The organism is Janthinobacterium fluminis, from assembly GCF_028595325.1.
GTDB classification, from domain to species: domain Bacteria; phylum Pseudomonadota; class Gammaproteobacteria; order Burkholderiales; family Burkholderiaceae_D; genus Janthinobacterium; species Janthinobacterium fluminis.
This window is the reverse complement of sequence record NZ_JAQQXR010000001.1, coordinates 940563-952345: the sequence shown is the minus strand read 5'-3', so window position 1 is coordinate 952345 and position 11783 is coordinate 940563. Positions and strand designations below refer to the sequence as shown.

The 11783-nt window shown below is 66.4% G+C and carries 8 protein-coding genes; 3 read left to right on the top strand and 5 right to left on the bottom strand.

Features of this window, described 5'->3' with window-relative positions:
* Positions 1 to 84: 84 nt before the first annotated feature.
* The gene (locus tag OIK44_RS04235; protein WP_273669426.1) at positions 85 to 1077 is read right to left on the bottom strand and encodes an alpha/beta hydrolase; all 993 of its coding nucleotides are present in this window, start codon (positions 1075 to 1077) and stop codon (positions 85 to 87) included.
* 256 nt (positions 1078 to 1333) lie between these two features.
* On the opposite strand from OIK44_RS04235, the gene OIK44_RS04230 reads away from it, so the two are divergent.
* Entirely contained in the window at positions 1334 to 3574 is a 2241-nt protein-coding gene (locus OIK44_RS04230; protein ID WP_273669425.1) for an EAL domain-containing protein, read from the top strand.
* On the opposite strand, the gene OIK44_RS04225 is transcribed toward OIK44_RS04230, so the two are convergent.
* From OIK44_RS04225 to OIK44_RS04210, 4 genes are all read right to left on the bottom strand, one after another.
* Positions 3571 to 4839 (bottom strand): haloacid dehalogenase-like hydrolase, encoded by a 1269-nt coding sequence (locus tag OIK44_RS04225; protein ID WP_273669424.1) that lies wholly within the window; start codon positions 4837 to 4839, stop codon positions 3571 to 3573. The genes OIK44_RS04230 and OIK44_RS04225 overlap by 4 nt on opposite strands.
* 101 nt (positions 4840 to 4940) lie before the next feature.
* Positions 4941 to 6311: a TolC family protein gene (locus tag OIK44_RS04220; protein WP_273669423.1), complete on the bottom strand. Its 1371-nt coding sequence runs from the start codon at positions 6309 to 6311 to the stop codon at positions 4941 to 4943.
* Positions 6308 to 8458 (bottom strand): peptidase domain-containing ABC transporter, encoded by a 2151-nt coding sequence (locus tag OIK44_RS04215; protein ID WP_273669422.1) that lies wholly within the window; start codon positions 8456 to 8458, stop codon positions 6308 to 6310. Before OIK44_RS04215 ends, OIK44_RS04220 begins: the two co-directional genes overlap by 4 nt.
* A gap of 18 nt (positions 8459 to 8476) precedes the next feature.
* The gene (locus OIK44_RS04210; protein ID WP_273669421.1) at positions 8477 to 9730 is read right to left on the bottom strand and encodes an HlyD family secretion protein; all 1254 of its coding nucleotides are present in this window, start codon (positions 9728 to 9730) and stop codon (positions 8477 to 8479) included.
* A 449-nt stretch (positions 9731 to 10179) separates the two neighbouring features.
* Here OIK44_RS04210 and OIK44_RS04205 point away from each other — a divergent pair, with 449 nt between their 5' ends.
* Both OIK44_RS04205 and OIK44_RS04200 read left to right on the top strand, forming a co-directional pair.
* Positions 10180 to 10413: a hypothetical protein gene (locus OIK44_RS04205; protein ID WP_273669419.1), complete on the top strand. Its 234-nt coding sequence runs from the start codon at positions 10180 to 10182 to the stop codon at positions 10411 to 10413.
* 81 nt (positions 10414 to 10494) lie between these two features.
* Positions 10495 to 11436 (top strand): MvdC/MvdD family ATP grasp protein, encoded by a 942-nt coding sequence (locus OIK44_RS04200; protein ID WP_273669418.1) that lies wholly within the window; start codon positions 10495 to 10497, stop codon positions 11434 to 11436.
* Positions 11437 to 11783: the final 347 nt, after the last annotated feature.

Genomic DNA, 11783 nt, shown 5'->3' with positions numbered 1-11783 from the left:
AGACATGACGGTTTTTGAATTTTCAAGCACATTTTTTTACCGGCCGCGCCACACTGCGCGCCACGGCCGCCGGCAAGCGATGCCTCATTTCGCCCGCAAGAAGAACTCCAGGCCGCGCGACAGCGCCGGGAACACGGTGGAACCGTGGTCCTCGTCCGCGAACGCATGGAAGACGACCTTGCCGGCGCCGCCGGGCTGCCCGCCCAGCGTGGCCGCAAGCTCGCGCGCCGCCGCCACCATGCGCCGCTGCGCCACCATGTCGCGCCGCTCGGCCGAGTCGGTGGCGGCCGGCATTTGCTCCAGCGCGCCGACCGTCAGCATGATCTGCGGCCATTCGCGGCGGACATCCAGGAAAGCCGGCAGCTGCGTCAGCACGAAGCGCTCATGCCACCAGATCGACGGGCTGGCCGCCACATAGGTCTGGAACGCGGCCGGCCGCGTAAACAAGGTGTGCAGCACGAACAGGCCGCCATACGAATGGCCGAACAGCGCCTGACGGCGCCGGTCGATCCGGTATTCCTGCTCGATCAGCGGCTTCAACTCGCTCTCGATGAAGTCGAGGAAGCGCCCCGCCCCGCCCTCGCCCGCAGCAGATGCCGCGCCGACCGGCGGCGTGTAGTCCAGCGTGCGGGCGCGCGCGTCGTAGTCGTCGCCGCTGGCGTAGCCGATGCCCACCACCAGCGCCGGCTGGACGCCGGTAACCTTGCTGCGCTGGCCGGCCGTGCGGTTCATCAACGCCAGGCTGGCGAACGCGGCGTTGCCGTCCAGCGCGTAGATGACCGGATAACCGGCGGCCGGCGCCGGCGCCGCCGGCACGCTGATGAAGATGCGGTAGCGCTGTCCGGTGTGGCGCGACAGCATGTCGCGCTGCGCCGCGTGCTGCAACTGCGCCGGCTGCCAGGCTTCTGCGGCGGCCGGGGCGGCCATGGCCTGCGTCAACGTCAGTGCGGCGGCCAGGGCCAGCGCAGCGCTCCGTTTCGATAGCGTCAACGACTTCCTGCGCCGCCAGGCGTGGGGCTGGCGGTACGGCGACTGCACCTGCTGGTCGAAAATATGCTGCGCGGCCGATATGGACACTTTTCCCCTCCGGAACGCGGCGCGCCGCGTATAATGTGCAAATAAGAATGATTCGCATTTTACTGTTTGCGCGCCACTTGCGCAATTCTCTGGATACGCGGATCAAGGAATGGTGTGCGCCGTCGCCGCCCGCAAGATATACTCTGTCCTGGCTGCGCCGGGCGGCAAGGCGGGTTCCGGCACCACACTTTGGCAATGACGACGACTCCCTGCTCCGGCACACGCCGGCGCGCCGGGAGCGCTATGCGGCAAGAACATGACATCAGACCAGTACCCCGCGCCACGGCCCGGCCATGACGGGCCCGAAGCCCAGCAATTGCTCGACGAGCTGAGGCTGCGGCACCGCGCCCTGGAAGCGGAAAACGCGGCCCTGCGGCTGGCCCACGACGCGGCCAAGCGCAGCGAGCAGGCGCTGCGGCTGGCCGCCAGCGTCTTCGCCCACGCCCGCGAGGGCATCATGGTCACCGACTTGAGCGGCACCATCGTCGAAGTCAACGACACCTTCAGCCAGATCACCGGCTACAGCCGCGAGGAAGCGCTCGGGCAGAATCCGCGCATGCTCAAATCGGGGCGCCAGCCGGCCGAGTTCTACACCGAGATGTGGCGCGCGCTGGTCGACGACGGCCACTGGTGCGGCGAAGCGTGGAACCGGCGCAAGGACGGCGAATTCTACGCCCAGAAGGTCACCGTCAGCGCCGTGCGCGACGCCGCCGGCGCGACGCAGAACTATGTCGCGCTGTTCACCGACATCACGCACATGAAGCAACACGCGCAGCAGATCGAGCACATCGCCCACTTCGACGCCCTCACCGGCCTGCCGAACCGCGTGCTGCTCGGCGATCGGCTGCAGCAGGCGATCGCCCACAGCCAGCGCCATCAGCAGTCGCTGGCCGTGGTCTACCTCGATCTGGACGGCTTCAAGGCCATCAACGACCGGCACGGCCACAAAACCGGCGACGAGCTGCTGATCGGCGTGGCGCAGCGCCTGAAGGCGGCGCTGCGCGAGGGCGACACCATCGCCCGCATCGGCGGCGACGAATTCGTCGCCGTACTCGTCGAGCTGGACCAGCCGCAGGACTGCGAACCGGTGCTGGCGCGCCTGCTGCAGGCGGCGGCCGCGCCGCTGCGCGTCGAGCAGCTCGAACTGCGCGTCTCGGCCAGCGTCGGCGTCACGCTGTACCCGCAGGACGGCGCCGACGCCGACCTGCTGATGCGCCACGCCGACCAGGCCATGTACCAGGCCAAGCAGGCCGGCAAGAACCGTTACCACCTGTTCGACGTCAGCCGCGACGAGGCGGCGCGCCAGCACCGCGACGCGCTCGAGCACATCCGCCGCGCGCTGGAACGCGGCGAATTCGTGCTGTACTACCAGCCCAAGGTGAACATGAAAACCGGCGCCATCATCGGCGCCGAGGCGCTGATACGCTGGCAGCACCCGGAGCGCGGCCTGCTGCCGCCCGGCGCCTTCCTGCCGGCCGTCGAAACCCATCCGCTCGGCGTGCGCCTGGGCGAATGGGTGATCGCCAGCGCGCTGCGGCAAATTTCCGAGTGGCGCCGCGGCGGGCTGCAAATCACCGTCAGCGTCAACGTCGGCGCGCACCAGCTGCAGCGCCCCAATTTCCTGGCGCGCCTGTCGGCGCTGCTGGACGCCCAGCCGGACGTGCCGGCGCACTGCCTGGAGCTGGAAATCCTCGAAACCAGCGCGCTGGGCGACATGGCCCTGGTGTCGGAGCTGATGCACGACTGCCGCGCGCTGGGCGTGCAGTTCGCGCTGGACGACTTCGGCACCGGCTACTCCTCGCTGACCTACCTGAAACGCCTGCCGGCCGAACTGCTGAAGATCGACCAGAGCTTCGTGCGCGGCATGCTGGAAGACTCCGACAGCCTGGCCATCATCGACGGCGTGGTCGGCCTGGCGACGGCCTTCCGCCGCCAGGTCATCGCCGAGGGCGTCGAGACGGTGGCGCACGGCGAGCTGCTGCTGCCGCTGGGTTGCGAACTGGCGCAGGGCTACGGCATCGCCCGGCCGATGCCGGCGGCCGAGCTGCCCGGCTGGGCCGCCACCTGGCGCCCCGACCCGGCGTGGACGGCGTGGCGCAACCGGCCGGCGCGGCGCGACGACGTCGCCGTCGTCTTCGCCGAGGTCGAACACAATCACTGGCTGCGCGGCATCGAGAACTTCCTGGCCGGCGCGCGCGACGCGGCGCCGCCGACGACGGCGCGCAGCTGCCACTTCAGCCGCTGGCACGCCAGCGAGGGCCAGGTCCGCTACGGCGCGCATCCGCACTTTCCGCCGCTGATCGCCCTGCACGAACAATTGCACATGCAGGGACATGAACTGGTGACGCTGTACAGCGCCGGCCAGGACGGCCACATGGCGGTGCGGCTGGCGCAGCTGCACGCGCTGCGCGACGAATTGATCGACGGCTTGCGCCGGCTGGTGCGGGACGGCGAGGAGTTGCGCCCGGCGCCACCGCTATCGGCGTCGCGGATCTAGCCGGCGGCCAGCAAGGCGCGCTCGCTCTTGCCGTATTTGAGCGTGCGCTCGTCCGGCAGCAGCATGCCGGTGTGCTCGTTGCGCCCCTGCAGCAGATAGCGCGCGTCGGCCCTGCCGGCGCTGCCCGCCGCCAGCTTGCCCAGTTTGCCGATTTCGCCGCCCTTGACGCGGTTGATCATCATCGAAATTTCGGTGCCGGCGAAGTCGCGCAGCATCCAGGCGTCGCCGTCGCTGTCGCCGAACACCATCGCCGGATCGCCGCGCCCACCCAGCACGGCGCGGATGCCGACGGTCTTGCCGGCGCCCCAGTTGAAATGCCAGCCCTTGCGGTAGACGCTAGTGTATTTACCGTCGCGCATCTCCAGGCGCAGGCCGATGACGTTTTCCGCCACCACGCCATAGCCCAGGTCGGGGTCGCAGGCGAAGGCGCGCACCACGTCGTCGAGCGATGCGGTACTGACGTAGACGTCGATGCCGTTGGCGCGCAGCGTGTGCATCAGCGCGCGGATGTCGTCGTTGACGCGCAAGCCGCGGAAGTGGCTGGCCGCCACCACGCCGGCCTTGCCGGGCAGGTTATAGCTGCTGAGCAGTTTCACCTTGCTCAAGGCGTCGCCCAGGCCGCGCTGGATCGCCGCCGTCGCCAGCGTCCGCAACTGCGCCGGCGTCATATTCGCCAGGAAGCCGATCACCCATTTGTAGCCGACCTCGATGGGGTGCGTATCGCAGATCGCCTCGTACATGAAATACAGCTTGGCGCGCAAGTTCTCGAACTGCGGCATCTCGCGCAACTGCGCCACCGTCATGCCGTCCGAACGGTTCTCGTGCAGCCAGCGATAGGCGTCGTCAACGTCGTCGGCCAGATCGGCCATCGTCACCGGCTTGCCGTCCGTCGTGACATGTCCCGCCTCCGCCTTGAAGGGGCCGGCCGGCACGTTCTGCCGCAGCACCAGCGCGAACTCGTCCGGCGCCAGCCTGAACGCGAACTCCTCGATCTGGTACATCAACAGCGCTTCCTCGCAATCGTTCATGATGCAGGTGTTGTCCCAATCGAACACCGCATACGGCCGCCGCGCCTCCAGGTAGCCGGGGCTGGCCCGGCCGACGCTGCGGATCGCCGCCTGCAGCCGCTGCGCATTGTGCGGCGCCCAGCGCGCCGCGTCGAGCGGCGGCGCTGCGTCGGCCGGCGCCGCGCCGACCGCTTGCGCGCCCAGCGGCACGGCCACAGAAGCGGCCAGAAGGTTCTTGAGCAGGGTGCGTCTTTGCATGGGCGGTCCTTGGTGGGCGGTAAATATTGTATTTTAGAAAGTGTAGCATCCACTTCCGCCCCCACGGGCCGCGCACGACCAAAAAACAACGATGGCGCCGCTCAGCGCACCGCCCAGTAACCGAGCTGGCCCAGGCTGGCCGCCAGCTTCAGGCGCGCGCTATGCCAGCGCGACGTCGCCTGCACGCGTTGCTGGCGGGCGTCGGCCAGCGCGCTCTGGGCGTTGAGCAGCTCCAGCAGATTGCCGACGCCGGCCTTGTAGCGTCCGCGCACCACGTCCGCCGATTGCGCGGCGCTCTGCAGCAGTTCCTCGCTGGCCTTCAGGCTTTCCGTCTCCGTGCCCAGCCCCTGGTAATTCTTCCACAGCTCCAGCGCGACGTCCTGCTCGGTCTGCGCCAGTTCGGCCGCCTTGGCGTCGCGCGCCGCCTGCGCCGCGTGGACGCCGGCCGCGCGCGACCAGCCGGCCAGCAGCGGAATGCGCAGCTGCAGGCCGATGCTTTTGCTGCGCGCGTCCGCGTCGGCCTGCGACTCGCTGCTCTGGCGGTTGCGCTCGACGGACGCGCTCAGCGACAGCGTCGGCATGCCGTCGGCGCGCGCCGCCGCCACGCCTTGCTGGGCCGCCTGCAACTGCGCCTGCGCCGCGCGCACGCTGGGGTGCGCGCGTTTGGCCTGCTCCAGCAAGACCGCCACCGACTGCACGAAGGCGGTGCCGGGCAAGCTTGTCGGCCCCGCCGCCAGCGTCAGCGGCGTCGCCACGCTCATCCCCATCGCCGCGGCCAGCGTGCCGGCCGCGTTCTGCGCCTCGCCTTCGGCGCGCACCCGGCTCAGCACCGCCTGCGCGGCCGCCGTCTGCGCCTGCAATTTGTCCGACAGCGAGGCCGCGCCGGCCTGGTGCCGGGCGGCGGCGGCCAGCGCGCTTTCGCGCGCGGCCTGCTCGGCGTCGCGCGCCGCGGCCAGCGCGCCCTGGGCGCTGAGCAAATCGTAATACGCCTGCGCGGCGGCGGCGAACACCGACTGCAGCGTGGCGTCGCGCGTCGCGCCGGCCGCCTCCAGCAAGGCGCGCGCCTGCTCGACGCCGGCGCGGCGCTGGCCGAAATCGTACAGGGTCCAGCTCAGGTCGACACTGGCGGCGCGCGTGTCGCTGTTTTGCCGCGAATCGAGCTGCGGCCGGCCGCTGATGGCGCGGCTGCTGTTGCCCTTGAAAGCGCCGATGGACGCCGTCGCCGCCGGCAGATAGGCTGCCCGCGCCGTTTCCAGCCGCGCCGCCTGCGCCATGACGCCGGCCCATGCCTGCCGGGTTTGCGGATGGTGGCACAGGGCGCGCTCGACCGCCTCCAGCACGTCGAGCGGCGCCGCCAAAGGCGCCCGCGCGCATACCTCCGGCACGGCCAGCGCGGCGTCGCCGGAGGCGCCGGAGGCCGGCGTCGTCAAGGGCAGCACGGCGGCCAGCGCCAGAACGCAGCGCCAGCTCATGCCGCGTTCAAGCCGGGCGCCACATCGTTCAGCACGTCGCGCACGACGCGGCCGCCGGACAGCGTGACAACGCGGTTCGCCGTGGCGATGGTTTCCGGCCGGTGCGCGATGATGATGCGGGTGATGTTCAGCGCGCTGACGGCGGCGTTGACCTCGCGCTCCTTGTCGACGTCCAGATGGCTGGTCGCCTCGTCGAGGAACAGGATGCGCGGCCGCTTGTACAGCGCGCGGGCCAGCAGCACGCGTTGTTTCTGCCCGCCCGAGAGCACCGTTCCCATGTCGCCGACCAGGGTGTTGTAGCCCATCGGCATGGCGTCGATCTCCGGCGCCACGGCCGCCATCGCCGCGCACTGCTCGACCCAGGCCTGGTCGGTCTGCGTGTCGAAGAAACTGATATTGTCGCCGATCGAGCCGGCGAACAGCTGGTCGTCCTGCAGCACCGTGCCGACGGCCTGGCGCAGCGCGTCGATGCCCAGATGCTTGAGGCTGGCGCCGCCGAGCAGCACCTCGCCCTCGGCTGGCGGCAGGATGCCCAGCAGGACGTTCATCAAGGTAGTCTTGCCGCAGCCGGAAGGCCCGGTGATGGCCACCGACTCGCCGGCGCGGATGCTCAGGTTGATGCCGTCGACGACATACGGCTCGTCGTCGGAATAGCGGTAGCGCAGGCCGACGATGTCGATGGCGGCCGCCTTCCCGGCGTCCTCCGCCGCCGCCGCGTGCCGTCCGTGCAGCGTCTCGGGTTCGCCGAGCACGATGTCGGCCAGCCGCTCGCCCTGCAGCTGCAGCATTTTGACTTCATAGAATTTGTCGATCAGCGAGCTGACGCGGTTGTCGAACTGGCCCTTGTAGGCGATGAAGGCGATCAGCACGCCGACGCTGAAGTTGCCGTCCATGACCAGCTTGGCGCCCAGCCAGATGATGACGATATTCTCGATGCCGAACAGGACGCCGTTGAGCAGCTTGTACAGCAATTGCAGCTTCTGCGTGCGCAGGTCGGCGTTGACCTGGTCCACCACCAGCGTCAGCCAGGTGGCACGGCGCCCGTCCTCGCGCTGGAACAGCTTGATCGCCTTGACGCCGCGCACCGTTTCGAGGAAATGGCTTTGCTGCTTGGCGGCGTGGATAATCTGCTCCTCGGTGGCCGCGCGCAGCGGCCCATACCAGGCCCAGCGGATCATCGCGTACAGCGCCATCGCGGCCACCGCCACCAGCCCCAGCATCGGGCTGTAGATGAACATCATCACCAGCGTGACGATCGTCATCACGCCGTCGAGCATCGCTTCGAGGAAGGAGGTGGTCAGCGTGTGCTGGATTTGGTCGATCGAACCGAAGCGCGAGACGACGTCGCCCAGGTGGCGCTTCTCGAAATACTGCACCGGCAGGCGCAGCAGGTGGGTGAACACATTGGCGCGCCACTGGATGCTCAGCGTCGTCCCCATGTACAGGATGGCCCAGGAGCGCACCGCGCTGATCGCCTGCTGCATCAGCATCAACAGGCCGAAGCCGACGGCCAGCGTGGCCAGCAGGTCGCGGTCGGACGACACCAGCACGTTGTCGATCACCCACTGCATGAAGAAGGGATTGACCAGCGCGAACACTTCCAGCGCCAGCGCCAGCAGCAGGATTTGCCCAAACGAGCGCCCCAGTCCGCGCACCTTGCCCATCAGGCTGCGCAGCCGGATCGGCCGCTTTTCCTCCTGCTGCTTGAAGCCGGCGTCCGGCCACAGCTCCATCGCCACGCCGGTGAAGCACTTCGACACCTCGTCCATCGGCAGGGTGCGCACGCCGAAGGCCGGGTCGTGTATCGTCACCGACTTGGCGCCGACTTCCTTGAGCACGACGAAATGGTTGAAGTTCCAGTGCAGGATGCAGGGCAGCTTCAACTGCGGCAAATGCTCCATGTCCAGGCGCACCGGGTGGGTGCCCAGTTCCATGCGCTTGGCGATGTGGATCAGCTGCGCCAGCGTCGCCCCCTTCAGCGAGATCGGATAGCGCCCGCGCAAGGTGGCCAGGTCGGTCTTGTAGCCGTGGAAACCGGCCACCATGCCCAGGCAGGCCAGGCCGCATTCAGTCGATTCGGTTTGCAGAATCAGCGGCAGTTTCGCGCCCGCGCCAAGGCCAAAGGAAATTTTATCGAGAAAAGACATGCTGCGCGTGTTCCGAGGTTAAAGTTTGCCAGTCAGGCTGTACAGCGGCTCAAGCACCCATTCGTACAGGCGGCGCGTCTCTTGCAGAATGTCGGCGTCGAGCAGCATGCCGGCCTGCAGCGCCTGCTGCTTGCCATAGGCCGGCATGCTTTGCGCCGCCAGCGTCACCGTGACGCGGTACAAGGGTTCCGGGTTCGCTGTGGCGTTGCCGCCCAGTTCGCCGGCCGGCAGCGCCGTGCGCGACACCGATTTGACGACGCCCTTGGCGTGGCCGAATTTCTGATACGGATAAGCCTGGTAGCGCACCAGCACGGCGTCGCCCGGCTTGATGAAGCCGACCGCCCGGCTCTGCGCGTACAGGTGGGCCTGCAGCGTGGCGCCGGCCGGCACCACGCTCAGCAAGGGCCGGCTGGTGTCGAGCCACTGGCCGACGTCGGCGCCCAGCGCCGTCGCCACGCCCGCCTCCGGCGCCGTGATCAGCAGGCGCCGCCTGGCCTCGCTCTCGCTCAATTCCTGGCCGGTGCTGGCCAGGCTGCGCTCGACCTGGGCCAGGCGGTTCTGCTGGCGCGGCGCCAACGTGGCCAGCTCGTTGCGCTGGGCCGCCAGCTCGCGGGCCACGGCGATGTGGTCGCGCTCCATGCCGCGCACGCGGTTGCGCTGGTCCAGCAGCTCTTCCTGCTTTTGCTGCGCCTGCTCGCGCGAAATATAGTCCTGCGCCAGCAAACCCTGATAGCGGGCGACGCTTTCCTCGGCCAGCTTGACGCGGCGGCGTTGGTCCTCGATCTGGCCGTCGAGCTTGGCCAATTCCGCCTGCAGGCCGGCGATCTTGGTTTGCAAAGCCTCGCGCTCCTCGCCCAGCAGGGCGCGGCTCTTGGCCAGTTCCTCGCGCAGCGACTGCTGGCGCGCCTCCACCTGGCTGCTGATGGCGGCCTGGGTGTCGCCCTGGGTGCTGCTGTGCCGCTCGCTCGACAACACGTACAGCACTTCGCCCCGCTTCACCGCCTGCCCTTCGCTGACGAATTTTTGCAGCACCACGCCGGGCTGCGGCGCATATACCTTGACGAGGCCGGAATCGGGCACCAACTGCCCCGTCACCGGCGTGCGCTTGGTGTAACTGCCCCACGCCAGGAAGGCCAGGATGACGCTGGCGAAGGCCAGCGCCACCCCGGTCAGCATGGTGAAGGTCAGCGGCCGGATCAGCACGACGTCGGCGAGCCAGTTGACCTGGCGCGCCTCCAGCGCGGCCGCACGGAAGAGGCTGGGCCGCTTCATAGACTACACACAAGAGAGAAAACAGCAGTGTCGGGAACGGAAAAATACAGTTTCGTGTGCATGAGTCAGATTGCGCAAGGAAGCGATGGAGTGCGCAAGCCTACCACAAACATTGCGATAAAAAAAACTTTGTTGAATAGGCATTGACGGCGCCGGCTTTACCCTCCCGCGCATGCGAAGAGTTAATACCGCCCGGCGATATAAATATCATTTAATCATGTAATTAATTATTGGTTATTTGTTACAATTACTTTTTTAAAAAGTTTGACATAAAAAAAATAATCGTTAAGATAGCCGGGCGTTGCAGAGATCCGGAAGATCCCGGATAGCTGAAACGCGAAAGGCGCATGTTACTTGGTGCGCTGGTGCGGCAATGGCTTGATAACCGGGCATCCCCACGATAGCCATTGCCATTATTGATTGATGTTTATTTTGAAATAGGAACTACCATGCATCCATTTTCTCTGAACGCTGAACAAGTCAAACAAGTTAGCGGCGGCGTCCGCGGCCCAATCATCAGCACGCTGTCGATTGGCGAAGAAGGCGGCGTCATGACGACCCTGGCCATCGGCGAAGAAGGCGGCGGCGTTTCGACCAAAGCCATCGGCGAAGAAGGCGGCGGCATCGAAACCACGATGGCCATCGGCGAAGAAGGCGGCCAGCCGCCAGTCGATCTGTCCTAATCGCCCCAGATTAAGTAGCGCATCGCCGGCCGGCGCCGGCCGGCGATGTGACCCTTTCGTTGCAACGGTAGCGGAACAGCCATGAAACATATCATTCTGGGTCATGCAAGCGACCCACACGCCCAGCATATCCTGGCGCAGTTACACCACCGCGGACATGAAGCCTACCTGTTCGAAACCCACAAATTCCCCTCTGAAGCAAAGATCAGCCTGACCCCGGCCGATGGCGGCGGCACCCTCACCCTGCCCGACGGCAACAGCGCCGCCTTCAGCGACATTGCCTCCGTCTACTGGCGCAATTTCTGCGGCGTGAGCGCGGAAACCACCAAGGCCAACCGCGGCACCATCGAAGATATCTCCTATTACGACAGCATGGCCAGCCTGCGCTCCTGGTTTCAGGCGCGCAACCAAACCCATTGGCTCAATAGCTGGGAGGCTTACCAGTCGCACCAGGAAAAACCGCAGCAGCTGCAACTGGTGGCCCAGGCCGGCGTGCGCATTCCCCGCACCTATATCGGCAACGACCCGCAACAGGTACTGGCCTTTTGCAAGGCCGAGCCGCACGCCATTTTCAAGCCGGTCTACGGCGGCGCGCACACGGAACGCATTACCGAACAGCATCTAGCCGGCGCGCACCTGGCCAAGGCGCTGACGCAGGCGCCCATCACGCTGCAGCAATATGTGGACGGCACGAACATCCGCACCTATGCCATCGGCGAGCAGCTGTTTTCGCTGGAGCTGGAAACCGACGACGTCGATTTCCGCACCGACCAGAAAGTGAACATCAAAAAGATCGAGCTGCCCGAGGCGATCCGCCTGCAGGTGCCGGCAATCATGGAGCAACTGTCGCTGAACTGGACCGCCATCGACTGGCGCCGCGACACCGAGGGGCAATATTACTTCCTCGAAGCCAATCCAAGTCCGATGTTCATGGGTATTGAGCATTCCACCGGCTATCCAATCACGGATACGCTGATCGATGCGATGATCAACGGCCACAGCCGTTTGAAGCGCGCGGCCTGAATTCCCAGGCCGATACAAAGCCCCTGATAAAGGGGCTTTTTTTATGCGCGCCAGCAAATAAGCTTTTGTTTTTCAGCGCCGCCCCCAACAAATATTAATTTCACAATTGCTTAATATTCATGATTTCACCAGGAAATCAGCCGTTTTGCGGACACCGCGAGGGGCGGTGAACACAAAAATATTTCATAAATAAAAAGTTTGACAGAAAAAAAATATTCGATAGTATAGCCCTGCACTCCCGGCATCCGCATTACTCCGGCTGCGTGGCAGGGCATAGGGCGCAGCGGCCCTCGTTGCGCCAAGGCGACGATGGATTACGGGATAGGAGCGCCTCCTTGGAGCGCCTC